We start from the raw sequence: 21,703 nt of genomic DNA, 5'->3' as shown, positions 1-21,703 counted from the left end.
TGCTCTATCGGCGTTTATTTTTTGTTCTTTAATCACGCGCAGTGCGTGAATGGTGGCGTAAAACGAGGCTCTTTCAGCGAAAACAGCGGATGCGCGCGGGCGAAAACGACGGCAACGGGAGAAGATGCTAAATGTAGCGGTGAGCGGCAGCATGTTAAGCTGCCGTTAAAAGTTTCGCGGCGAAACAAAAATGTGGGCGGTCTGACGAAACGCTTAGTGGAACGGCCAGTTAAACGCGCCGATAAGCGAGAGCGGGTAGCGTTCGCCCTGCTGCCAGGTGCGGATGCTTTCCGCTACCAGCGGCGAGCGCAGGTTTCCGGCGGTGAGGATTTCGTCGGCGCTCACCCAACGGCAGCAGTCGATATCGCTGTCGTGCGGCTCGGTCGGCAGCGGCGCATCGAGTTCAATACTGAACAGGAAGCGCAAAAAGGGCGTGTTATCGGGCGCTTGCCACTGATGCAGACGCAGAAAATGCTGTGGCTCTGCGCGAATGCCGGTTTCTTCCCACAATTCACGGCGGGCGGCCTCCAGGAGCGTTTCGTCGGCTTCGAGATGGCCGGCGGGCTGGTTCCACAGCGCCTTGCCGTTGATGGTCTCTTCCACGACCAGAAATTTGCCCTGCGCGTGAACCACGCAGGCGACGGTAACATGAGGTTTGAACATCCGGTTCTCCTTATTTGAGCGTTATTTCTCGCCACTGGCCGCAGGCCAGATCCTCGAGAGTATAGTCGCCCATCGCGTACCGAATCAGCCGCAGCGTCGGGAAACCGATATGCGCCGTCATACGGCGCACCTGGCGGTTGCGGCCTTCATAAAGGGTTATTTTAAGCCAGCAGGCAGGAATGGATTTGCGCTCTCGGATGGGCGGATTACGCGGCCACAGCCAGGCGGGCTCGTCGACCCGTTCCACGCCGGCAGGGAGCGTCGGCCCGTCATTCAGCGTTACGCCCACGCGGAGTTTCGCCAGCGCTTCTTCTGTCGGCTCGCCTTCGACCTGCACAAAATAGATTTTACCGGTGCGTTTGCCGGGCTGAGTTAATTTCGCCTGTAGCGCGCCGTCGTTGGTCAGCACCAGCAACCCTTCGCTGTCGCGATCCAGACGCCCTGCGGCGTAAACACCCGGCACCGGAATAAAATCCTTCAGCGTCTGGCGCCCGGACTCATCGGTAAACTGCGGCAGCACATCGTAGGGTTTATTAAACAGGATCAGCCGTTTCGGGCCTTCGGGTTTGCGGCGCTTAGCGGAATGTTGTGAGCTGAATCGCTCAAGCCGGTGATTTCTAAAAGAAGTTTTCTGCATACTATTTTCAGGCTTTATCAATTGCCGCATTATACCCTATTCATAAGGGCGTGGCATGGGGCAGAACATTAAGGTAGTATTATCACGCCTATTACAAATCATTAACAAAATGAGTCACAACCAGAAGCGCTCGAAGGAGAGGTGAATGGAAAGCAAAGTAGTAGTTCCGGCGGAAGGTGAAAAGATCACAGCGCAAAACGGCCAGCTGAATGTACCCCACAACCCGATCATCCCGTTCATTGAAGGCGACGGTATCGGCGTGGACGTTACCCCAGCGATGCTGAAAGTGGTCGACGCCGCGGTTGAGAAAGCCTACAAAGGCGAGCGTAAAATTTCCTGGATGGAAATTTACACCGGTGAGAAATCTACCCAGCTTTACGGCCAGGATGTCTGGCTGCCCCAGGAAACCCTGGATCTGATTCGTGAATATCGCGTTGCCATCAAAGGCCCGCTGACCACGCCGGTTGGCGGCGGTATTCGCTCCCTTAACGTCGCCCTGCGTCAGGAGCTGGACCTTTACGTCTGCCTGCGCCCGGTGCGTTACTACCAGGGCACCCCAAGCCCGGTAAAACACCCGGAACTGACCGACATGGTCATCTTCCGTGAGAACTCCGAAGACATCTACGCGGGCATTGAGTGGAAAGCCGACTCTGCCGACGCGGAAAAAGTCATCAAATTCCTGCGCGAAGAAATGGGCGTGAAGAAAATCCGCTTCCCGGAACATTGCGGCATCGGCATCAAGCCGTGTTCTGAAGAAGGCACCAAACGTCTGGTGCGCGCGGCGATTGAATACGCCATCACCAACGATCGCGAATCCGTGACCCTGGTGCATAAAGGCAACATCATGAAATTCACCGAAGGCGCGTTTAAAGACTGGGGCTACCAGCTGGCACGTGAAGAGTTCGGCGGCGAGCTTATCGACGGCGGCCCGTGGGTGAAAATCAAGAACCCGAACAACGGCAAAGAGATTGTGGTGAAAGATGTGATTGCCGACGCCTTCCTGCAGCAGATCCTGCTGCGTCCGGCGGAATATGACGTTATTGCTTGTATGAACCTCAACGGCGACTACATCTCTGACGCCCTGGCAGCCCAGGTTGGCGGCATCGGCATCGCGCCGGGCGCGAACATCGGCGACGAATGCGCGCTGTTTGAAGCGACCCACGGCACCGCGCCGAAATACGCAGGCCAGGACAAAGTTAACCCGGGCTCTATCATTCTCTCCGCTGAAATGATGCTGCGTCATTTGGAATGGTTCGAAGCGGCTGACCTTATCGTGAAAGGTATGGAAGGCGCTATCAACAACAAGACCGTGACCTATGACTTCGAACGCCTGATGGAAGGCGCTAAGCTGCTGAAATGTTCAGAGTTTGGCGACGCTATCATCGCGAACATGTAATCCAGATTTTGGGTTAGGTAAGAACGGGAGCCGATTGGTTTCCGTTCTTTATTATTAGATTTGGAACGGTTATCAAAATTTTATCAAAACAAGTTATCAAAACCCCACCCCAAAAACCTAAATTGCAATCGTCGTCCAGTCCTTCCCTCGGTCGTCGTTATAACGATCGGTTTGTTGCTGCGACTTGTGGCCGAGCAACTTTTTCGTGTCAATCCCTTGCTCCTTATAAAGACGTTCAGATAGTGATCTCTGCTCGTGGAATGTCGCTGGCGTTCCTTCCCCCCAGTCAATTTCTGCCTTATCCCGAGCCTTACTAAAATTCATGGTTAGCGTGTTCGCTTTAACTGGGGCGCCTCGTTCTGCTTGCGACGTGGCCCTGAAAAAATGGACGAGGTAAGGGCTAACCGCATAATCCCGACAGCGCGCTATAACATCCCGCAAACTCCAGTTAATTGCATTCAGGCGGAGCGATAATGGGATCGCTATTTTGCTTCCTGTTTTCTCCTGAATAATGTGTAATTGATCATCCCAGACATCGCTAAACTTCATTTTCGAAATATCACCCAGGCGTTGGCCGGTTACCAAAGCCAGCAACATAGCGTTACCCATATACTGATGGTTGGTGTCTGCAATCTCGAATATCCGCTGCCATTCCTCCAGACTGAGGCGCTGGCGTGTAACTTTTCGGCGGGGCTTTTTAGTTGCTGAAGCTGGATCGTAACCTGGAGGAACTTCACCCGCATGCTGCGCTTCTTTAAAAATATCTACCAGCACAGTTCTGACGACCTGAGCCATTCTCGGCTGACCGGCAGTGACGTACTCATCGAGCAGCTGAGCAATATCGCGAACATCCACTGATGGCAGCAGTTTCATACCGACTCGCTCTCGCAATAGCGAAACCGGTTTTGTCTTCTGTTTGAATGTGTTCAGTTTGATGTCGCCCGTCGCCAACCTTTCTTCCTGAATCTTCCAGTATCTATCCAGCCATGTAGAAACCGTGATTGCTTTGCCTTTGCTGGTGGCGATCCTGTCGCTAATCGCCAGAATTTGCCGGGTTCTCTGTTCCGCCAGGCGCGTGTTAGCTTCTGTAGCAATCGCTATAGCTTCTGCCTCATCGGTACCCAGCGCATGAAACTTACCTGTGGCGGGATGTTTATAGCGCCAGTAAACCTTATTCGCTTTTCTACTGTAGAGAGGGTAAAGGTTCGGAACAGAAACATTGTTTTTACGTGGTCGAGCTGCCATCAGCAAGAATCCTCTGAAGTATAGGCGAGTCAGTCTTTCGGATATTCGGCTTAGCCAATTCGCCTACAAGTTCTGCATCTTCCCTTACTCGCCACTTGCGGCCCTGTTTCATAGCTGGTGGGGAAAACATATTTTGCTTAGCGTATCGGCGCAGAGTATTCAAAGCTGGTGGACTGCTCCGGTATTTCTCTGCTGCCCATTCCTCAAGCGTGAGCATTTGCTTCATGGCTTTTTCTCCACTTTACCGGCTGCACCCGGGTTAAATCAGATGTTGTTGCTGGTGGCAGGAATCAACCGCTGCCAGATTGCTGAAACGTATTTCACCTGGTGCTTGGCATCGGCTAGCGCGTTATGCAAGTCGCCTTCAAACGGAATCTCATAACGCGGATGAAAGCCAGCAGCGCGACCCATTTCGACGATTGTGCGCACGTCCCGATCGTTCCAGAACCGCCAGGGGCAGTAGAAACCGTGACGTTCGAATGTCGCCCTGATAATGACATTGTCGAAATTCGCTCCGTTGCCCCATACCTGTAAGCTTTTCGGCTCACAGTTGTCCTCTATCAGCTTCATCAACCCGCCGAGAGCATGAGTAATTTGTACCCTGTTATCGCTGGTAATGGCGGCTCGCGCTTCCGCGCTCTGCTTTAGCCACCATAAGATAGTGTCAGGGTCTGCCACTGCGTCACGAACCATTGAGGATTCCAGATCCGCTACGGCATAGTATTCCGGTCCCATCACGCAAGTGGAGGGTTCAAAAAGCACAGCCCCGATCGCGATGATAGGTGCGGTGGGTTTGTTACCCATCGTTTCAAGATCAATCATTAAATGGTTCATCGCCCCTCCTTTCCCGGTGCGGCGCGCTTTACCGGATAATAAGTGCTGTTATATGCTTGGCCGTTTGCGGGTTGGACTGTTCCACACAGGAAAAGGGGATCGCTCGTATCACCATCGTCGTTACGGACCCAACCAACAATCTCATCTAGAAGGGGGGCGGGCGGTGGCGCTATGTAGAGCGGTAGGCACACGCCCGCTTTCGGCTCTGTAGTCATGGTGGCGAAGCGTGTATAACCTCGCAGCAGGCGCTTTGCCGCCTTGTCGCTCACGTAAAACATCGGCTCCGCCCGATCCCGCAGCGCCTCCAGCAGCTCGTCGCTGATCTTCGTCTTTTCCCTTAACACTACAGCTAAGAGATCGAGATGCCCGGCCATACGCTGCACAAGAGAGGCGGCTTCATGCATGCCGTTCTGCGTGCCCAAAAGCACCACCAGCTGGTGGCCTGATTTCGCGAGCTCCTTCGTTTTTTCGTAATTCAATGCGTGTTCCTCCACTTAACTTCGCGCTGCACCGCGCTGTCTTTTGGTTGTAGCAACCCTACCCATGCGAAATGGAGTAGTCTGTTTAAACAAGTTTTATTCACTCCCGTGAAAGGAGCGGCCATCTGCACTGGCCGCCAGGTAGTTTCTCCATCCAACACATAAGAGCACCTGCGGTTAGGAGTGCCGCCCGGGTGGGGTGGGTTACGAGCCGGTCACCCGGAGATGCTCTTGTGTATTGAGTAAATGTCTTGTCCGCTTTTCATAGTTTGTGAGCGATGCCAATCTGTTTCGTTTGTCTACCAACTCCCTGCTGATGTGATCAAGAATACCTTGGGTATTTTTTAATGTAAATACTCAAGGTATTTTTTTTGGATAATAAAATTGTAAGCCTCTGAATATTTTGGGTATTCAAATTTTAAAATCTTCGTGCTATACAGCCATTAGTAGCTATCAACTAGGGTGTTGGTATGAAGATAAATGAAACTCTGCTGACACAATGGCTAACGCTGCGCGCAAGTATGAGGTGGCTGACTGCCTACAGCTTGCACGGATGACAAATAGAGGCGATGGGGGTGGTGACCATATGGCGAGTTATTGGGTCTTTATTATTTATTATCTAATTTAAATCAATAGCTTGGTCTGGCGGGCAGATGCTGGCGTGATAGTGATCTGCGGTCAATAAAAACCCGGCACTGTAGCCGGGTTAGTTGATTTATTTGAAAACTCGCTCTAAGGCGCTTTCATATTGTTCTTTAGTCTCGCACATAGAGGCCATCCCGATAATTTTACCAATGTGCCGACGGAGCGCTTTAACACCGACGTCAGATAAAAACATATGAATTTTGTCGCCACGCTTTCCATTTTCTTCACGACTTTCTTTAGCCAAATCAAGAATTTTACCTTCGCTTTTAGCCAAGGTTTCGTAGATGTGGCGTTCTGTGAACCAACGGAAGTTGCCTGGGTGTCCACGCTCCGGCCTTTTCAATTCATACAGTCTGTACCATTCATAATAAAGCTCGTCAGGGAACTCCTTTTCCCAAGCGCGAGCTTCTTCCCTGACATACATTTTAAAAGCCTCAATAACCTCTTGGGCTGATGGCTCATAGCCTGATACAGCATAGGCAACATCACGAATACCAGATTTTGCAGATGCGTTTATTATGCGCTGGGCTGAATCAGCTGCTTTGACCCTTGCAGCAGGTAAAGCTCCTGCATCCCTGGCTGCTATCAAAGCTCTACCAATATCGACTATCACGGTAATATCGTACCCATAAGCTTGGTGTACCGTTTTAGATTTGGAAGTTAATTGAAATTTAAAGGGATTTTCCATTTTTTCGAGCAATTCCAGATCGCGGAAATTGCTCATATATTGAGCATTCAGTAACTGATCGATATCCCTTGCATGTTCACCAATGCCAAGCAGTTCAGCCAATCCGGTTTTGGTAACGACAGGGGTTTTTTTACCGTCGTCCAGAACATAACACTCGGCATCAATACCAAATTGCTCTTTAAAGTTCCCCATGTGGGTTGCTTTATATCCCCATCGCTTCGCAGCTGCCTTTTTGGCAATTTCTGAGCGCTGCTCCTTAGTAAGGGAGTTCGCTCGAGCCAAGCCGCCTTTAGCCTTGCCTTTTGGTTCTTTTTTAGCATCTGTCATATGCAAGCACCATTGTTGTGAAATGTGCTTGCAAGATAACCAGTGAGGGATCAAATAGCAAGCATTTTATATTAGCCATGCTTGCATTTTTGTGTATATTAAAAAGCCCGCACAAGGCGGGCTGGATACTATGAATCAAGATCGGGCAACATAATTTTTTCAATTAACATTAGTGCCCTTTGGTCTCGTTCAGCGAAGTATTTAGGGGCATATTGAGGAAGCCATACTTCATTAAAGTGCTGTTTAAAATCAGCAAGATATTCGTTTGGATATAGGCGGACAGGAAAAGTTCTTCCATCGGGGTACTCATGATCGTATGTAGGAAAGGTCTTCGGATCGACCCCTCGATTATCACGAAGCCATTGAGAGAAAACCCTACCCTCTGAAATATCAGGAACCATTTTTTCTGGCAGTGTATAACCAGCCTGTTCAAGCGGTGCGACAAGGTTAAATGTCAGTTCATTAAGCATTGAAAAGTGCGTATGCGGAACCCTGCCTCTATTGGTCATATAGCGTTTGAGATGGATAGGTAGCTCTACCGGTGTCCTTTCGCCAGACATCCACTCGCGCACCCACCTCGATACTTGCACTGCAAATTTGGGGGATAGCCACTGCGCTAAATTGATAGCTATATCAGGGTGAACCCAAGTACCTTGATTTTCCGTTCTTCCACCTTTAAATGATTGAATTAATTCCGATATGGGGATTCCCATATCGCTAGATAACTCTTCAAAAAAGTCTTGTGTGGTTTTAAGTCGCGTATAATCTGTAAGTAATTTGCCGGCAGACTTACACATTGCGGTAGCATTGATATATCCGTCTTTAGTGCGAAGATGGATGACTTCTCCATCAACTTCTCTAGCAATTAACGCAAGTTGAAACTGTGTCATAAATCATCCTATTGCTGTGAAAAATTAACAAAAAATTCAAACAACCGTCTCTTCAGGTCACGGATAACCTCTGCTGTTAAATCAGCCTCAACTTTGTTTCTATAGCCACGCCAATAACCCGGCAATTTCCATTTACTGGTACAAGGGGCCATGCGGGGTTTAATCCTTTAAGATACCTTTGCCCGCCATCAATGATCAGTCTCTTGAAGGTGGCCTCGTTGGAATCAGATAGCTTTGCTATCACTAGGCTTCCGTTAATCGGTTCCCTGCCAGTATCAAAAAGAACGAAAGTTCCCTCAGGTATGCTCAACCCTACCGGCGCAGTCATGGAGTCGCCTTCAACCTTTAACCAGAAAGCATCACCCTGAATATGAGCATCGGACTCGAGCCAGAGGTCGATATCTTTCAATGTGTATGGTTCACATGCTTCACTCCATGCACCAGCTTGCACGCTACTTAATACGGGATACCTCTTCCCGGGCCTGTACTCTCCGATGTACTTAACGTTCGATTCACCATTTAGACTGGCAGCCTGCTCAGCAACTTTTTCAGCTATTGACGGACTGAAGTCAGAGATTGAAACCTGAAGCAGTCTGGCAAAACCAGATGCCACCTCAACATTCAGGGCATTCCTTCCGTTTAGGTAATGCCCCACAGCGCCCTGAGTAATACCAAGATCGTCAGCGATTGTATATTGAGTGACGCCCAATTCTTTCTTTTTCGACTCATACAAAGCCTTCAGGCGCTTAGCATCCTCAAGCTGTTCTGTCGTCAGGGATTTTTTTGTGTCCATAACCGGCATTGTAATACCAGCAGTATTCATATTAAAAATACCTGTAATATTGATATGAATAAATACCTGTAGTATTCTTATTGCATGGTAACAAACGGAGAGTGCCTATGACTCGAATGACACTTGCCGATTACGCAAAGAAATATGGCCAAGCGAAGGCCGCAAACGACTTTGGCGTAATTCAGTGTGCAATCAGTAAAGCTATCCGCGCTGGTCGTAACATCATCGTTACTGTCAAAGCCGATGGGAGCGTTGTGGGAGAGGAGGTTAGACCTTTCCCGAGCCATAAAAAACAAGACTAAGCAGTACCCGCTCTTTACCAACCTGAACCGCCGACAACGCGGTAATTCAAATGAAAAGCTTTGCGTTCATTTGCGAAACCGAATCCATAACCTGCAAAACCATAGCAGCAGGTAAATGGGTGCATAACTACCAAAGGACAAACAAGATGGTAGACAACATCAAAGCAGCAATAAGCGCGATGTGTAAGGCGCATCCCGCTGGTCGTCTCGGGATGGCTGCCGATCTCGGCATGAGCATCGACACCTTTCATAACCACATGTACCAGAAATGCGGCAGCCGCTTCTTCACGCTGGCCGAGCTTGAGCGCATGGAGGACCTGTCCGGCGTCTCGATGCTGGCGGAATATGCCGCGGTGCGCGTCGGCAAACTGCTGGTGGACGTTCCGAAACCGGAAAGCATGGACAACGTGGACCTGTTCGCGATCGACATGAAAACCAGCGCGGCGAAAGGCCAGCTGGCGCAGGCGCAGATTGAAGCGGCTGAGGATGGGGTAATTGACCGTCATGAACGCAAAAAGCTCTCTGAGCTGTTTCGCAAGACCATTCGCCACCAGTTCCACGGATTCATGGGCTTTATGGCGCTGTATGGGGTTTCAGACCAGGCAGTAGAAGTATTTATGAGCACCAGAAAAGGTGACGCCCCGAGTGTGCAGCTCGAGGCGTCGGGCGCGTCTTTTCAATAGTGGAGAAACTACGCATGAACAGTTTAACAACACGTTACCGCAGGTCGCAACTTATTGCGCTGCCGGTACCGGGCGGAGCCGGTCCGGTGCAGTACCGGTATGCAGTGAGAGTATCAGGCCACTGTGTGCCCGTCAGCTACCAGCTCGTTCAGCAGATGGTAGGGGAGTTTAACCGCCAGGCGGAGGCTTTCGCGTGCAGGAACTCAACAGACGATACCGCGACTGGCGGGGAACTGAAGTCCACGTCACCGGTTACGACCCCGAAAAACGACAGGTTATCTTCCGGCGCGCGGGTTACCCGCACGACTGCATGCAACCTGTTGAGCGGTTCCGCGAGAAGTTCAAAAGGGTGGATGCATGAGCGTTAAGTTATCAGCCTACGTCTGGGATGGCTGCGCGAGTGCCGGAATCAAAGGCACGAAGCTGCTGATCCTGGCGCGCCTGGCTGATTTCTCCAGCGATGAAGGTATCAGCTGGCCCAGCGTCGACACCATCGCGCGCCAGATTGGCGCCGGTCGCAGCACCGTTATTACCGCAGTTGGTGAGCTTGAGCGTGACGGATGGCTGACCCGCAAAGAACGCCGTCAGGGCCAGCGCAGCGGTACCAACATCTACACGCTGAATGTGCCGCGCCTGCGCCAGGCTGCTGCCGGTGCTTATTCTCAGGGTCCAGTTTCTGAACATTCAGAATCTGGACGTTCAGAATCCGAAGGTTCAGAAGCTGGACGTCCAGAATCTGAACGTCCGGAAAACCGCAAAAACCGGGCTTCTCAGGGTCCAGAATCTGGACACGATCCGTCAGTAACTTCAAAACAAGAACCGTCAGATAAAAAACCGTCTTGTCAGGTTGCCCGGCAACCCGACGCTGAGCAGCTGATCACCGATAAAGCGATTGCTGTGCTGAAGCACCTGAATCTGGTCACCGGCGCGCGTTACCAGAACTCAAAATCCTCACTGGAGAACATCCGGGCCCGGCTGCGCGAAGGTCATTCGGTGGACGACCTGCAGCTCGTTGTCGACTACAAGCACGAGCACTGGCACGACACGGAAATGTACGACTACATGCGCCCGCAGACGCTGTTCGTCCCGAGCAAGCTTGAAGGCTACCTGCTGAGCGCCACCCGCTGGAAAGAGCGCGGACGCCCGCCCCGCCAGCAGTGGAAGCAGCGCAGTGTGCAGCGCGACGACAGCGCATTTAAAGCCAGCTATGCCGGTGTTGATTACAGCCAGGTCCCGGAGGGGTTCAGATCATGAAAAACGAGAAGCTGAAACACGAAGTTTTTGAAGAGCTGGCCTGCCAGCTGGAAAGACAGAATCTGTGGCGCCGTGCCGCACATGCCTACCTGGCTGCGTTCGATGCCTCGAAGAGTAACCGGGACCGCGAACGGCTGGCGAAGAAGCGTACCCAGTGCCTGAAGATGAGCAACCGCGTTGGTTACGTAGAAGGCCGTTGCTATCTGGCCGGTAACTATGTGGGGGAACTGTGATGCACCCGTTGAATGTTTATAACCAGGCGCTGGCGGCGCTGCGCAGCAAACCGGCTCACGAACTTAAGGAAGTCGGCGATCAGTGGCGTACGCCGGACAATATTTTTTGGGGCATCAACGCCATGTTCGGCCCGCTCGTACTGGACCTGTTCTCTGATGGCGAGAACGCCAAATGTGAGGCGTATTACACCGCCGAAGATAACGCGCTGACGCAGGACTGGTCGGCGCGTCTGGCCGAACTCAACGGCGCCGCGTTCGGCAACCCTCCGTACAGCCGCGCGTCCAGGCACGACGGGGAGTACATCACCGGCATGCGTTACATCATGCAGCACGCCAGCGAGATGCGGGAAAAAGGCGGGCGGTACGTCTTTTTGATTAAAGCGGCCACCAGCGAGGTCTGGTGGCCGGAAGACGCGGATCACATCGCCTTTATCCGTGGCCGCATCGGTTTCGATCTTCCGTCATGGTTTGTCCCTAAAGACGAAAAGCAGATCCCGTCCGGCGCGTTTTTTGCGGGTGCCATTGCGGTATTCGATAGGACCTGGCGCTGCCCGGCAATGAGCTACATAAGCCGCAGCGAGCTGGAAGCGCGCGGCGATGCTTTTCTTGCTCAGATTCGTCGCGAAGCGGAACGTCTGATTCCAGTAACTTTACTTCCCGCGGTGCCGGAAGAGTTACCTGAAAAATGGCCCGCTGAAGTATCGGTGATTTTTAGCCAACTAACTGGAACAAAAGGGTTAGCAGAGAGCATCCAGCGCAAGGTGAAGTACCACATAAACCGCATGTGGCTCGAAAGAATGCCGATGCCGGAAATTTTAAAAGCCGCCAGTGAAATGGCCTCAGCAATGGAGAAAGCAGCGTGAAAGAAATCATTGTGGATAATTTTGCTGGTGGCGGCGGTGCGAGCACAGGTATTGAAATGGCGATCGGCCGCAGCGTGGATATTGCTATCAATCACGACGTAAACGCCATCGCTATGCACACCACAAATCACCCTGAAACGCTGCATTACTGCGAAAGCGTATTTGATGTTGATCCGGTAGCGGCAACTGCAGGCCGCCCGGTTGGGCTGGCGTGGTTCTCACCTGACTGTCGCCATTTTTCGAAAGCGAAGGGCGCCAAACCCGTTGAGAAGGCGATACGCGGGCTTGCATGGATCGTTATTCGGTGGGCGCTGGCGGTGAGGCCACGCGTCATGATGCTTGAGAATGTGGAGGAATTTAAAACGTGGGGACCGCTTCTCAAAGCCGGGATGTACCCTGATCCGGCGCGCGCCGGTGAAACGTTCGAAGCGTTCTGTGGAATGCTGTCCGGCGGAATTTCGCCGGATCATCCGGCGCTGATGGAGTGCTGTGAGTTTCTGGGGATTTCTGCCCAGGGTGAACTGGCTCAGCAACTGGTCGCCGGTCTGGGTTATACCGTCGATCATCGTGAGCTACGCGCGTGCGACTTCGGAGCGCCTACCATTCGTAAAAGGTTCTTTATGGTCATGCGCTGTGACGGTGTTGCTCTGAGCTGGCCGGAACAAACTCACGGCGATCCTAAAACCCCGGCTGTGCAGAGCGGGAAATTACAACCGTGGCGCACGGCGGCGGAGTGCATCGACTGGTCTCTGGAATGCACGTCCATTTTTGAACGCAAAAAGCCTCTTGCAGAAAATACGCTTAAACGCATTGCGCGTGGTATCCAGCGATTCGTCATCGATAGCGCATCTCCTTTCATCGTGAAGTGCAATCACACCACTACAAAGAGCAAATACGACTGTTTTCGCGGCCAGGCGTTGGGTGAGCCGCTGCAAACCATTACCAAAACGCACGGCTATGCGGTCGCAATACCCCACCTGACTAAATTCCGCACCGGCGCAACTGGGCAGGAAGTCAGTGAACCAGCTCCAACAGTTACGGCAGGAACGTCAGCGCGGCCGGGCGGTAACGGTCATGCGCTTGGGCTGGTTGAGGCTATGTTGACCCCTTTCATGGCTGGTAACGGGGGATCAGAATACCAGGCAAAGCCGCGTTCTCTGGAAAAGCCTGCTCACACAATCCTCAAAGAGTCCCGCGCCTGTGTTGTAGCGCCAGTTATTGCCAGACAGTTCGGAAACAGTATCGGTCACCGCGCTGACGAGCCGAGCGCTACGATCACCGCTGGCGGCGGCGGTAAATCCCAGCTTGTGACTTCAACGCTGATCCAGATGGGGTATGGCGAAAGGGAGGGCCAGGCTCCTCGTATTCTCCAGCTCGGAAAACCTTTGGGTACGGTCACGGCCGGTGGCAATAAATTTGGGCTCGTCGCGGCGAACCTGGTTAAACATTTCGGTGGAAATTACACAGGGCCGGGCGCTGCAATGGACGCGCCAGCGCACACAGTCACAACCACCGATCACCACGGGCTGGTTACTTCACATCTGGTTATGCTGCGTGGTACCTGCCGCGACGGCCGTGTCGTTGATGCTCCAGCACCGGGCTTAACTGCTGGTGGCCTTCATGTTGGCGAAGTCGAAACTCAGCTCGCGGTTGATCATTACGACGAAGAGCGCGCTCAGCAGGCTCTCGAGTTCCTGCGGCAATACTGCGGCGAAAACTGCGACGGACTGGTTACGGTCGGTGGCATGGTTTATCGCATCGTTGATATCGGCATGCGCATGCTGCAACCGCATGAGCTTTATCGCGCACAGGGATTCCCGGAGTGGTACATCATCGATAGGGACTACAGCGGTAAGAAGTACGCGAAGGATAAGCAGGTAGCACGCTGTGGTAACGCGGTACCGCCACCGTTTGCTGAGGCACTGGTCCGTGCGAATCTCCCGGAGATGTGTGAAGCGAAGCAGGAGGTAGCCGCGTGATCATTGAAACGAAAAAAACATCCCTGCTTACCAGTCGCCAGCAGGAGGTGCTGAATATGCTCGCGGATTTCCAGAGACGAAACGGTTACCCGCCGACACAGAAAGAAGTGGCTCAGCTGATGGGGGCCGCTTCACCCAACGCTGCGACAGACATGCTGCGTACGCTGGAGAAGAAAGGCGCCATATCGTTATCAAAAGGCGTCGCCCGCGGCATCACCATCAACGGCATTGCCAAAGAAGATGAAGCGGTTTCTCTGCTGCGTGCGATGGTAGAAGGTGAAGCCAAATCGCGCGATCGCGCGGTGGCTTTCCTGAAAGCGCGGGGTGCCATTGCATGAAGCTGATCCTGCCTTTTCCCCCCAGCGTTAACAGCTACTGGCGCGCTCCGACTAAGGGGCCGCTAAAAGGCCGTCACCTTGTCAGCGCAGACGGGCGCAAATATCAGAGCAATGCCGCAGCGGCCGTTGTTGAGCAACTTCGGCGCATACCCAGGCCTGTCACCAGCCTGCTGGCGGTGGAGGTGGTGCTTTACCCGCCTGACCGGAAACGCCGCGATCTGGATAACTATCTGAAGGCACTTTTCGATGCGCTGACGCTGGCCCACGTCTGGGAGGACGACAGCCAGGTGAAAAAGATGCTGGTGGAATGGGGCCCGGTAACCAGCAAAGGGAAGGTGGAAATCACGATCAGTAACTTTGTGGCGGGTGCAGCCGCCTGACAGATGGAGAAACGTATGAACAAGACAAACCCGATTTCATTTTGCCCCAGGCATCATGCGGCGCTGGCAGGTCAGAAGATTTTTATGTCCAGCCGGGAAATAGCCTCGCTTGTAGGTTCACGTCATACCGACGTGTGCACCGCCATTGAGCGATTAATGAAGAAAAGCGTCATTGATGGGTATACGGCATTGCCGTACACCCACCCGCAGAACAGGCAGGAATACCACCACTACCTGGTTAACAAGCGTGACAGCTATGTCATTGTGGCGCAGTTATGTCCGGAGTTTACCGCGCGCCTGGTTGATCGCTGGCAGGAACTGGAAAGCGGCCAGCAGCCGGGCGTGCCGCGGTCGCTGCCGGAGGCACTGCGCCTTGCTGCGGATCTGGCCGAACAAAAGGAAAGGCTGGCACAGGAACTCGCCGCCGCGGCGCCAAAGGTGGAATTCGTGGATCGCTACTGCACCGCCAGCGGTTCGCTCTCATTCCGTCAGGTGGCAAAGCTGTTAAAAGCCAAAGAAACGGATTTCCGCCTGTTCCTGATCGACAACGAGATTATGTACCGCCTCGGCGGGGTGCTGACGCCGCGCCACCAGCATATTGATGCCGGACGGTTCGAGGTGAAAACGGGCACCTCCACGGCATCCAACCACGCGTTCAGCCAGGCGCGTTTCACAGCGAAGGGTATTAAGTGGATAGCTGGGCTGTGGGCCGAGCATATAGCGAAGGGGAACGCAGCGTGAGAGCTCTGTTAACACCGGAAATTGCGCGCGGAATGGGTATCGTGCTGCTGCGCCCCGGCCCTGAACTGATGCCCATATTTGCAAACGGGCGCGTGCTGGTAGAGGTGCAGCCAGAAAGCTTGGCACGGTTCCCGAGCGGCGCGGTGCCGCCAGCGCACCAGCCCCTGGCCGATGACGAAGGACTGCAGGTCTTCTTTACTGATGAGCGGGTGATCCGGGCTGCTGGTGGTATCAACGGGCTGGAGCACTGGCTGATGAAGCAGCAGGGCGGCTGCCAGTGGCCGCATAGTGATTACCATCACCATGAGCTGACCACGATGCGGCATGAACCCGGCGCGCTGCGTCTGTGCTGGCACTGTGATAATCAGCTGGTCGAACATTTTACTGAGCGCCTGTCAGCAATTGCCCGTTCCAATGTGATAGCCTGGATTATCAGCGTCGCGCGCGGTGCCCTCGCCTTTGACGATACCCACGAGCTGACTCTGCCGGAGTTGTGCTGGTGGGCTGTCAGGATGGATATCACTGACGCGCTTCCGGACAGCGTGGCGCGCCGCGCGCCGCGCGCTGCGCCTTCCGCCTTTGCCCTTGCAGGGCGTGTCGCGTGAAAGCGATATGGTTCCGGGACCGTCGGCAGCTGAAATAGTACAGACGAAAGCACAGCGTGCTGGTGCCGTGAAAAGGCTAATGAACTGTGACAAGCCGCAGGAGCAACAGCCGCGGGTGGTTGCGCTGACGATCGACCCTGAGTCGCCTGAAAGTTACATGCTCCGGCCAAAGCGCCGCCGCTGGGAAAACGAGAAATACACCCGCTGGGTTAAGCAGCAGCCTTGCGCATGCTGCAACCAGCGGGCAGACGATCCCCACCACCTGATCGGCCACGGGCAGGGCGGGATGGGTACCAAAGCCCATGACCTTTTCGTATTGCCTTTGTGCAGAAGGCATCACGACGAGCTCCATCGGGACACCGTGGCATTTGAAGAAAAATATGGCTCACAGCTCGAGCTGATTTTTCGTTTTTTAGACCGCGCGCTCGCGATCGGCGTGCTGTCATAAGTGGAGTGGAGACCACACATGAACCTCGAAGCCTTACCAAAGTTCTATTCCCCGAAATCACCGAAACTCAATGATGAGACACCAGCCACCGGCAGCGCCGCGCTGACCATCTCGGATGTAATGGCCGCACAGGGTCTCGTCCAGTCTAAGGCGGCGCTGGGGTTCAACCTCTTCCTCGCCAAAATGGGCATTCAGGATCCGCAGCCAGCTGTTGATGGCCTGGTTAAATATGCGCTCGCGCTAAATAACGGCGTAATGAAAAAACTCGGTGAGCGCGCGCGCGCGGAAATGGCCCTTTGTCTGGCTCAGTTCGCCTACAGCGACTATGCGCGCTCGGCAGCCAGCAGCTGCGAATGCCATCACTGCGAAGGAAAAGGGGTTAAGCGCGTGCGTCGGGAGGTGGTGAAGCATCCTGGCGTGAAAGGCGTGGATGCGACAATTCGCGTAGAGGAAGTGGAAGAACTCTGTAAGCACTGCGGTGGGAAGGGGGTTATCAGTACGGCCTGCCGGGACTGCTCGGGACGGGGAACGGCGCTCGACCGTAAGCGTACCGAGTTACACGGCGTGCCGGTGCAAAAGCTGTGTGAGCGATGTGGCGGTAAAGGGTTTGCACGTCTTCCCACCACTCTGGCGCGCCGTCAGGTACAGGTTCTGGTGCCTGATATGACCGATTACCAGTGGTACAGCGGGTTTGCTGACGTCATTAACCTGCTGGTGACGAAATGCTGGCAGGAAGAAGCATTCGCGGAAAAGATGCTGCGAGAAGTCACACGTTAGAAGCCTGATTAAATATTTTAGCGACACGATGCTTGCTAAATTCAAAAAAATTGGGTAGGATTTTTCTAACGATGGGCATTGTATGTTCACCGTTAAAAAGCCCGCCACTGAGCGGGTTTTTTTATGCCTGTTGCATATATAGCTTGATGGTTATGCCAACCAGAGTTATCTGTGTGTCACACCACCTTTATGGATAAAAAGGCATGCAAAATCAGCAATATATGACAGAAGAGGCAAAGGCAGTTTATAACGAATTAAGCTCATCTCCTGCAACAGCCGGGGAGATAGCTGAGAATACACATCTGAGCCTGGCACGTTGTCAGTTCATACTGACTCAGTTAGAAATGGCTAAGTTATCAATATGCCAGTTTGGATGTTACAAACGCCTCCAGTAATGGGGGTTTTCTGCTGTGGAAATGGGCGGCTGGAAGGTGTTGGAGCATCCTCCAGCCATTCGCCTATGCTGATGATCACAAGCGAACCAGGGCCCACTGCTTTAGCGCAAAAGCATAGTGAGCCTACCAGAGTGCCGCTTACTGATCTATGGAAAATACTGTAAAAATATCCAGTATTGATTTAATCAATGCTGACTGCCTGGAATTTATCCAAACCCTTCCCGAAAATTGCGTCGATCTGATAGTTACAGACCCACCTTATTTCAAAGTTAAACCTAACGGCTGGGATAATCAGTGGCAAGGTGACGAAGATTACCTTCACTGGCTTGATATGTGTCTCGCGCAATTTTGGCGTGTGCTTAAACCCAACGGAAGCCTTTATGTATTCTCTGGGCATCGCCTCGCATCAGACATCGAGATCATGATGCGTAAACGGTTCAACATCCTTAATCACATTATCTGGGCGAAGCCTGCAGGCAGATGGAAAGGATGTAATAAAGAAAGCCTGCGGGCGTACTTTCCGGCAACAGAGCGCATTCTGTTTGCTGAGCATTATCAGGGGCCGTACAAGCCTAAAAGAGACGGGTATGCAGAGAAGAGCAGTGAGCTGAAGCAGCATATTTTCTCACCTTTAATTTCATATTTTCGTGATGCTCGCGAGGCGCTTGGTGTTTCTTCAAAGCAGATCGCCGAAGCCACGGGAAAGAAAAATATGGCATCACACTGGTTCGGCGCGAGTCAGTGGCAGTTACCGAATGAAGCCGATTATCTCAAGTTGCAGAACCTGTTCACTCAGATCGCTGTAGAAAAGCATATTTCTCAGGAACTGGAAAAACCACATCATCAGCTGGTCGCGACCTGGCATACGTTAAATCGAAAATACGCTGAGTTGCTGGAGGAATATGAAAATCTCCGGCGGCTTTTCACTGTCACAGCAGCTGTGCCATACACCGATGTATGGACACACAAGCCAGTTCAGTTCTATCCAGGAAAACATCCATGCGAAAAGCCTGCGGACATGCTGCGCCAGATTATTTCTGCAAGCAGCCGGCCGGGCGACATCGTGGCGGATTTCTTCATGGGTTCTGGTTCAACGATAAAAGCGGCGCATGCGCTTGGCAGGCGTGCAATAGGTGTAGAGCTTGAGCTGGAAAGATTTAACCAGACGGTTAAAGAACTCTGGGAGCAGTCGCAAACATAAAATATCAACGCCACCTCGTGGTGGCATTTTTCCCCTCATTTCTGAGAGGACTCACACACAAGAGGGGGCGTAATGTCCGATCCGGTTTCGGGAACTGTCGCGGCAGGGGCTGCGCTTACTGGTGCGAGCATCTACGGACTGCTGACCGGCACAGATTATGGCGTAATTTTTGGCGCGTTTGCCGGTGCTGTCTTTTATGTTGCCACCGCTGCAGACCTGACCCTGATCCGGCGCGCCGCCTATTTTGTTGTTTCGTACATCGCTGGCGTTTACGGTGCGGGGCTGGTGGGCTCCAAGCTTGCCAGCTGGACGGAATACAGCGACAAGCCGCTTGATGCACTGGGGGCCGTTATCCTCTCTGCGCTGACGATTAAAATCCTGACGTTCGCCAGCCAGCAAGACCCTGCGCAGTGGTTCCAGCGGTGGAGAGGGGGAGCCAATGCTAATAAGTGATCCGCTGGTACTGACCAACCTGGCGACGTGCTCGGCCATTGTGCTGAGGCTGATGCTGTTCCGTAAACCCGGAGCCCGGCATCGCTGGTGGGCATCGTGGCTGGCATATCTGATTATCCTGGCGTATGCCTCTGTGCCGTTCCGCTACGCCTTCGACTTTTACGTCCATACACACTGGGCGTCGGTCATCATCAACTTAATCATCTGCGCCGCCGTGTTCCGTGCCCGGGGCAACGTGGCGCGCCTGTTTCAGGTACTGAGGCCCGAATGAACCAACAACAATTTCAGCAGGCGGCTGGTTTAAGCGCCAGCTTAGCTGCGCGCTGGTTCCCGCACATTGATGCGGCGATGCGTGATTACGGCATCACTGCGCTGGTTGATCAGGCAATGTTCATCGCGCAGGTCGGCCATGAAAGCACCAGCTTTACCAGGCTGGTGGAGAGCTTCAACTACAGCATCGCAGCGCTTAATGGTTTTGTCCGGGCTGGCCGGTTAACTCAGGATCAGGCCAACACGCTGGGCCGCCGCACGTATGAAAAGGTACTGCCTCTTGAGCGTCAGCGCGCGATCGCAAATCTGGTTTACAGCAAGCGTCTCGGTAATAACGCCCCGGGTGATGGCTGGAAATATCGCGGACGCGGGCTCATCCAGATCACCGGGCTCGAAAATTATCGCGACTGCGGCGCCGCGCTGAAACTCGACCTTGTGAGCACGCCGGAACTGCTTTCCGATGACTCCAGCGCAGCGCGCTCTGCGGCATGGTTCTATGCCAGCAAAGGCTGCCTGAAATATCCGGGAGATTTGCTGCGCGTCACGCAGATTATTAACGGTGGGCAGAACGGGCTGGAAGACAGACGGGCCCGCTATGCGGCAGCGCGCCGGGTGCTCTGATGGCTACAGTATGGGGCTTTATCCGTGCATGGTGGAAGCCGCTACTCTTCCTGGCCGCTGTGGGATTTGCGCTTTATTACCGGGCCTCACTCACAAAAGCAGAGGCATCCTTAACCGAAGTTAATCATGCATTAAAACTGGCTAAAGATGACATTGATGACATGAGTCGCCGCCAGCGCGACGTTGAAGCGCTCGATGCGAAATACACGAAGGACTTAGCGGATGCTCAGAAAAATATTGCTCAGCTTGAGCGCGATGTTGCTGCTGGCCGTAAGCGGCTGCAGCTCAACGCCACCTGTTCCGCGAACGGAGCGCCCGGCACCACCGGCGTGGATGATGACACCGGCCCCCGACTTACTGACGCCGCTGAACGGGATTATTTCACCCTCAGACAGCGAATCGAAACCGTCACCAGACAACTGACCGGGTTGCAGGATTACGTGCGCGAGCAGTGTCTGAAGTAACGAGCCTTTTTACAGGGGGACAAATGAAAAAGTTTTTATTTAAGGCTGTCGGTGAACTGGTGTCATGGGGGGTGATTGCCCTGCTTGCGTACTCGGCCTGGGTGGGCAGCAACTCACTGGCAGGTATCGCGGCGGCATCTTATTGGGTGGTGATCGTCCTAGCTATCTTTATCGCGGTTTTGGCTTACATCGGTGTCCTTGCCCTGAGTGAAGAGAAAGACCTCGAGAAGCGAAAGAAGGGGCTGGATCTGCTTAAGGATACATATAAGCGGGTTGGCTTCTTCCGCAAGTGCATTAATTGGTTATGCTTGGTGCTTATTGTCTGCCTGCTGGCTTACACGGGCTGGGTCTTTACTGCCGTAAGTTACGCGCTAATCGCTCTTCTCTTCCGTTTCGTTATTGCAATCGGGCGGGATAAGTATGAAGAGCTAACGCAACCCATGCAGGCGTAAGCATCATTTTATCTATAGACTCCTTGATGACGGTAGGCATTCACTGAAGGCTTGTGATAATGAATTCACTTGACATATCATCTTCTTAACCCGGAGGTGATAATGGACGCGGAAATAATTTCTTTTGAGTCAATGCTAGCAACACAAAGAGCTGCTGATTGGGCGCTATGGTCAATGTTGGGAACATGGTTTTCAGGATTTGTCACTTTAGGCGCCGCATTTGTTGCATTTAAAGCGCTGCAGACATGGAAGCAACAAGAGAAGCATAATGAAAAAAAATCTTTAAAAGCTGCCCTAATAAGTTATCGCAATCTTTTAGTCATGATGCCAGAAATGCTAAACCCTCAAGATCCCAATTGTCGTCAGCCTGCCTTGTTATTACAAGACTCGATGAATCAAGTTTATCTCTATGTAACTTTAATGGAAGTAATGCTTGATAGAAATGAAATAGGGCAGCAGTTTTATGCTCTAAACAACAGACATGGCGAGTATATGCGAGGGGAAGTTCACCGAGATAAGGTAGCTGAATTGCTCATCCCATTTATATCAAAGCCATTTATTTCTGGCGAATACAATCTGAAACCGAAATAAGAGATTTGCTTATTAATACAAACACAAGCCACTGGCATCCGCTGGTGGCTTTTTTA

29 protein-coding genes and 1 pseudogene are annotated in these 21,703 nt (G+C 52.8%); 21 read left to right on the top strand and 9 right to left on the bottom strand.

The window, feature by feature from the left end; translation table 11 throughout:
- Window positions 1–213: 213 nt before the first annotated feature.
- Window positions 214–663 carry an NUDIX hydrolase gene (locus tag AFK63_RS10700; protein ID WP_038863539.1) on the bottom strand — a complete coding sequence of 150 codons (450 nt, stop codon included), beginning with the start codon at window positions 661–663 and terminating at the stop codon, window positions 214–216.
- A 10-nt stretch (window positions 664–673) separates the two neighbouring features.
- Entirely contained in the window at window positions 674–1,330 is a 657-nt protein-coding gene (gene rluE, locus AFK63_RS10695; protein ID WP_071603697.1) for a 23S rRNA pseudouridine(2457) synthase RluE, read from the bottom strand.
- A gap of 115 nt (window positions 1,331–1,445) precedes the next feature.
- Between rluE and icd the strand changes: the two genes are divergently transcribed.
- On the top strand, window positions 1,446–2,696 hold the full coding sequence (gene icd / locus AFK63_RS10690) for an NADP-dependent isocitrate dehydrogenase (RefSeq protein ID WP_038863537.1): 1,251 nt from the start codon (window positions 1,446–1,448) through the stop codon (window positions 2,694–2,696).
- A gap of 117 nt (window positions 2,697–2,813) precedes the next feature.
- Here the strand turns inward: icd and AFK63_RS10685 are convergent, their stop codons facing one another.
- The 7 genes from AFK63_RS10685 to AFK63_RS10655 form a co-directional block, all read right to left on the bottom strand.
- Window positions 2,814–3,941 (bottom strand): site-specific integrase, encoded by a 1,128-nt coding sequence (locus AFK63_RS10685; protein WP_038863535.1) that lies wholly within the window; start codon window positions 3,939–3,941, stop codon window positions 2,814–2,816.
- Complete coding sequence (locus tag AFK63_RS10680; RefSeq protein WP_024555881.1) at window positions 3,922–4,167, bottom strand: excisionase; 246 nt, start codon at window positions 4,165–4,167, stop codon at window positions 3,922–3,924. Before AFK63_RS10680 ends, AFK63_RS10685 begins: the two co-directional genes overlap by 20 nt.
- A gap of 38 nt (window positions 4,168–4,205) precedes the next feature.
- Window positions 4,206–4,775, bottom strand: coding sequence for a 3'-5' exonuclease (locus AFK63_RS10675; protein WP_038863532.1), 570 nt, complete (start codon window positions 4,773–4,775; stop codon window positions 4,206–4,208).
- Window positions 4,772–5,254, bottom strand: coding sequence for a hypothetical protein (locus tag AFK63_RS21655; protein ID WP_236613106.1), 483 nt, complete (start codon window positions 5,252–5,254; stop codon window positions 4,772–4,774). Before AFK63_RS21655 ends, AFK63_RS10675 begins: the two co-directional genes overlap by 4 nt.
- A gap of 715 nt (window positions 5,255–5,969) precedes the next feature.
- Window positions 5,970–6,914: a P63C domain-containing protein gene (locus AFK63_RS10665; protein WP_038863530.1), complete on the bottom strand. Its 945-nt coding sequence runs from the start codon at window positions 6,912–6,914 to the stop codon at window positions 5,970–5,972.
- A gap of 128 nt (window positions 6,915–7,042) precedes the next feature.
- Complete coding sequence (locus tag AFK63_RS20495; protein ID WP_071603696.1) at window positions 7,043–7,804, bottom strand: KilA-N domain-containing protein; 762 nt, start codon at window positions 7,802–7,804, stop codon at window positions 7,043–7,045.
- Between the two features lie 76 nt (window positions 7,805–7,880).
- Window positions 7,881–8,597 carry a LexA family protein gene (locus tag AFK63_RS10655; protein ID WP_038863732.1) on the bottom strand — a complete coding sequence of 239 codons (717 nt, stop codon included), beginning with the start codon at window positions 8,595–8,597 and terminating at the stop codon, window positions 7,881–7,883.
- 107 nt (window positions 8,598–8,704) lie between these two features.
- Here AFK63_RS10655 and AFK63_RS10650 point away from each other — a divergent pair, with 107 nt between their 5' ends.
- The 20 genes and pseudogenes from AFK63_RS10650 (at window position 8,705) to AFK63_RS10565 (ending at window position 21,647) form a co-directional block, all read left to right on the top strand.
- The gene (locus tag AFK63_RS10650) at window positions 8,705–8,899 is read left to right on the top strand and encodes a Cro/CI family transcriptional regulator (RefSeq protein WP_038863528.1); all 195 of its coding nucleotides are present in this window, start codon (window positions 8,705–8,707) and stop codon (window positions 8,897–8,899) included.
- 146 nt (window positions 8,900–9,045) lie between these two features.
- A complete protein-coding gene (locus tag AFK63_RS10645; RefSeq protein ID WP_038863525.1) occupies window positions 9,046–9,582 on the top strand; it encodes a YmfL family putative regulatory protein in 537 nt (178 codons plus the stop codon).
- A 193-nt stretch (window positions 9,583–9,775) separates the two neighbouring features.
- Window positions 9,776–9,943, top strand: coding sequence for a DUF4222 domain-containing protein (locus AFK63_RS20490; protein ID WP_015386538.1), 168 nt, complete (start codon window positions 9,776–9,778; stop codon window positions 9,941–9,943).
- A complete protein-coding gene (locus tag AFK63_RS10640; RefSeq protein ID WP_038863524.1) occupies window positions 9,940–10,836 on the top strand; it encodes a conserved phage C-terminal domain-containing protein in 897 nt (298 codons plus the stop codon). The genes AFK63_RS20490 and AFK63_RS10640 overlap by 4 nt, the downstream gene beginning before the upstream one ends.
- Window positions 10,833–11,069 (top strand): PerC family transcriptional regulator, encoded by a 237-nt coding sequence (locus tag AFK63_RS10635; protein ID WP_038863522.1) that lies wholly within the window; start codon window positions 10,833–10,835, stop codon window positions 11,067–11,069. Before AFK63_RS10640 ends, AFK63_RS10635 begins: the two co-directional genes overlap by 4 nt.
- Window positions 11,069–11,932 carry a phage N-6-adenine-methyltransferase gene (locus AFK63_RS10630; protein WP_038863514.1) on the top strand — a complete coding sequence of 288 codons (864 nt, stop codon included), beginning with the start codon at window positions 11,069–11,071 and terminating at the stop codon, window positions 11,930–11,932. The genes AFK63_RS10635 and AFK63_RS10630 overlap by 1 nt, the downstream gene beginning before the upstream one ends.
- On the top strand, window positions 11,929–13,911 hold the full coding sequence (locus AFK63_RS10625; protein ID WP_038863513.1) for a DNA cytosine methyltransferase: 1,983 nt from the start codon (window positions 11,929–11,931) through the stop codon (window positions 13,909–13,911). The genes AFK63_RS10630 and AFK63_RS10625 overlap by 4 nt, the downstream gene beginning before the upstream one ends.
- A gap of 56 nt (window positions 13,912–13,967) precedes the next feature.
- A complete protein-coding gene (locus AFK63_RS10620; protein ID WP_050568161.1) occupies window positions 13,968–14,249 on the top strand; it encodes a LexA family protein in 282 nt (93 codons plus the stop codon).
- Window positions 14,246–14,629 carry a RusA family crossover junction endodeoxyribonuclease gene (locus AFK63_RS10615; protein WP_032968904.1) on the top strand — a complete coding sequence of 128 codons (384 nt, stop codon included), beginning with the start codon at window positions 14,246–14,248 and terminating at the stop codon, window positions 14,627–14,629. Before AFK63_RS10620 ends, AFK63_RS10615 begins: the two co-directional genes overlap by 4 nt.
- 15 nt (window positions 14,630–14,644) lie before the next feature.
- On the top strand, window positions 14,645–15,370 hold the full coding sequence (locus AFK63_RS10610; RefSeq protein ID WP_050568152.1) for a phage antirepressor KilAC domain-containing protein: 726 nt from the start codon (window positions 14,645–14,647) through the stop codon (window positions 15,368–15,370).
- A pseudogene (locus tag AFK63_RS10605) lies at window positions 15,367–16,423 on the top strand (DUF968 domain-containing protein). Before AFK63_RS10610 ends, AFK63_RS10605 begins: the two are co-directional and overlap by 4 nt.
- An 18-nt stretch (window positions 16,424–16,441) precedes the next feature.
- A complete protein-coding gene (locus tag AFK63_RS10600; protein WP_038863510.1) occupies window positions 16,442–17,200 on the top strand; it encodes an antitermination protein Q in 759 nt (252 codons plus the stop codon).
- A gap of 203 nt (window positions 17,201–17,403) precedes the next feature.
- On the top strand, window positions 17,404–17,595 hold the full coding sequence (locus AFK63_RS20485; protein WP_071603695.1) for a DprA-like winged helix domain-containing protein: 192 nt from the start codon (window positions 17,404–17,406) through the stop codon (window positions 17,593–17,595).
- A gap of 148 nt (window positions 17,596–17,743) precedes the next feature.
- Window positions 17,744–18,796, top strand: a complete 1,053-nt coding sequence (locus AFK63_RS10595; RefSeq protein WP_038863508.1) for a DNA-methyltransferase — start codon at window positions 17,744–17,746, stop codon at window positions 18,794–18,796.
- A 72-nt stretch (window positions 18,797–18,868) separates the two neighbouring features.
- A complete protein-coding gene (locus AFK63_RS10590) occupies window positions 18,869–19,249 on the top strand; it encodes a phage holin family protein (RefSeq protein WP_038863507.1) in 381 nt (126 codons plus the stop codon).
- On the top strand, window positions 19,236–19,520 hold the full coding sequence (locus AFK63_RS10585) for a phage holin family protein (protein ID WP_038863506.1): 285 nt from the start codon (window positions 19,236–19,238) through the stop codon (window positions 19,518–19,520). The genes AFK63_RS10590 and AFK63_RS10585 overlap by 14 nt, the downstream gene beginning before the upstream one ends.
- Window positions 19,517–20,140: a glycoside hydrolase family 19 protein gene (locus AFK63_RS10580; protein ID WP_038863505.1), complete on the top strand. Its 624-nt coding sequence runs from the start codon at window positions 19,517–19,519 to the stop codon at window positions 20,138–20,140. Before AFK63_RS10585 ends, AFK63_RS10580 begins: the two co-directional genes overlap by 4 nt.
- Complete coding sequence (locus tag AFK63_RS21025; protein WP_038863503.1) at window positions 20,140–20,604, top strand: lysis protein; 465 nt, start codon at window positions 20,140–20,142, stop codon at window positions 20,602–20,604. The genes AFK63_RS10580 and AFK63_RS21025 overlap by 1 nt, the downstream gene beginning before the upstream one ends.
- 23 nt (window positions 20,605–20,627) lie before the next feature.
- Complete coding sequence (locus AFK63_RS10570) at window positions 20,628–21,056, top strand: hypothetical protein (RefSeq protein WP_038863501.1); 429 nt, start codon at window positions 20,628–20,630, stop codon at window positions 21,054–21,056.
- A 102-nt stretch (window positions 21,057–21,158) separates the two neighbouring features.
- On the top strand, window positions 21,159–21,647 hold the full coding sequence (locus AFK63_RS10565; protein WP_038863500.1) for a hypothetical protein: 489 nt from the start codon (window positions 21,159–21,161) through the stop codon (window positions 21,645–21,647).
- Window positions 21,648–21,703 lie beyond the last annotated feature (56 nt).

The organism is Cronobacter muytjensii ATCC 51329 (assembly GCF_001277195.1).
Classification (GTDB): domain Bacteria; phylum Pseudomonadota; class Gammaproteobacteria; order Enterobacterales; family Enterobacteriaceae; genus Cronobacter; species Cronobacter muytjensii.
This window is presented reverse-complemented; position numbering and strand designations above follow the sequence as displayed.

Bases quoted from the DNA above. Each gene is read 5' to 3' on its own strand.
- AFK63_RS10595 (WP_038863508.1), top strand. From the start codon at position 17,744: ATGGAAAATACTGTAAAAATATCCAGTATTGATTTAATCAATGCTGAC.
- AFK63_RS20495 (WP_071603696.1), bottom strand. From the start codon at position 7,804: ATGACACAGTTTCAACTTGCGTTAATTGCTAGAGAAGTTGATGGAGAA.
- AFK63_RS10630 (WP_038863514.1), top strand. From the start codon at position 11,069: ATGCACCCGTTGAATGTTTATAACCAGGCGCTGGCGGCGCTGCGCAGC.
- AFK63_RS10615 (WP_032968904.1), top strand. From the start codon at position 14,246: ATGAAGCTGATCCTGCCTTTTCCCCCCAGCGTTAACAGCTACTGGCGC.
- AFK63_RS10565 (WP_038863500.1), top strand. From the start codon at position 21,159: ATGGACGCGGAAATAATTTCTTTTGAGTCAATGCTAGCAACACAAAGA.
- AFK63_RS10635 (WP_038863522.1), top strand. From the start codon at position 10,833: ATGAAAAACGAGAAGCTGAAACACGAAGTTTTTGAAGAGCTGGCCTGC.
- AFK63_RS10685 (WP_038863535.1), bottom strand. From the start codon at position 3,941: ATGGCAGCTCGACCACGTAAAAACAATGTTTCTGTTCCGAACCTTTAC.
- rluE (WP_071603697.1), bottom strand. From the start codon at position 1,330: ATGCGGCAATTGATAAAGCCTGAAAATAGTATGCAGAAAACTTCTTTT.
- AFK63_RS10675 (WP_038863532.1), bottom strand. From the start codon at position 4,775: ATGAACCATTTAATGATTGATCTTGAAACGATGGGTAACAAACCCACC.
- AFK63_RS10620 (WP_050568161.1), top strand. From the start codon at position 13,968: ATGCTCGCGGATTTCCAGAGACGAAACGGTTACCCGCCGACACAGAAA.
- AFK63_RS10655 (WP_038863732.1), bottom strand. From the start codon at position 8,597: ATGGACACAAAAAAATCCCTGACGACAGAACAGCTTGAGGATGCTAAG.
- AFK63_RS10650 (WP_038863528.1), top strand. From the start codon at position 8,705: ATGACTCGAATGACACTTGCCGATTACGCAAAGAAATATGGCCAAGCG.
- AFK63_RS10700 (WP_038863539.1), bottom strand. From the start codon at position 663: ATGTTCAAACCTCATGTTACCGTCGCCTGCGTGGTTCACGCGCAGGGC.
- AFK63_RS10680 (WP_024555881.1), bottom strand. From the start codon at position 4,167: ATGAAGCAAATGCTCACGCTTGAGGAATGGGCAGCAGAGAAATACCGG.
- AFK63_RS10645 (WP_038863525.1), top strand. From the start codon at position 9,046: ATGGTAGACAACATCAAAGCAGCAATAAGCGCGATGTGTAAGGCGCAT.
- AFK63_RS10585 (WP_038863506.1), top strand. From the start codon at position 19,236: ATGCTAATAAGTGATCCGCTGGTACTGACCAACCTGGCGACGTGCTCG.
- AFK63_RS10580 (WP_038863505.1), top strand. From the start codon at position 19,517: ATGAACCAACAACAATTTCAGCAGGCGGCTGGTTTAAGCGCCAGCTTA.
- AFK63_RS20485 (WP_071603695.1), top strand. From the start codon at position 17,404: ATGCAAAATCAGCAATATATGACAGAAGAGGCAAAGGCAGTTTATAAC.
- icd (WP_038863537.1), top strand. From the start codon at position 1,446: ATGGAAAGCAAAGTAGTAGTTCCGGCGGAAGGTGAAAAGATCACAGCG.
- AFK63_RS21025 (WP_038863503.1), top strand. From the start codon at position 20,140: ATGGCTACAGTATGGGGCTTTATCCGTGCATGGTGGAAGCCGCTACTC.
- AFK63_RS10570 (WP_038863501.1), top strand. From the start codon at position 20,628: ATGAAAAAGTTTTTATTTAAGGCTGTCGGTGAACTGGTGTCATGGGGG.
- AFK63_RS10665 (WP_038863530.1), bottom strand. From the start codon at position 6,914: ATGACAGATGCTAAAAAAGAACCAAAAGGCAAGGCTAAAGGCGGCTTG.
- AFK63_RS10610 (WP_050568152.1), top strand. From the start codon at position 14,645: ATGAACAAGACAAACCCGATTTCATTTTGCCCCAGGCATCATGCGGCG.
- AFK63_RS10600 (WP_038863510.1), top strand. From the start codon at position 16,442: ATGAACCTCGAAGCCTTACCAAAGTTCTATTCCCCGAAATCACCGAAA.
- AFK63_RS10590 (WP_038863507.1), top strand. From the start codon at position 18,869: ATGTCCGATCCGGTTTCGGGAACTGTCGCGGCAGGGGCTGCGCTTACT.
- AFK63_RS10640 (WP_038863524.1), top strand. From the start codon at position 9,940: ATGAGCGTTAAGTTATCAGCCTACGTCTGGGATGGCTGCGCGAGTGCC.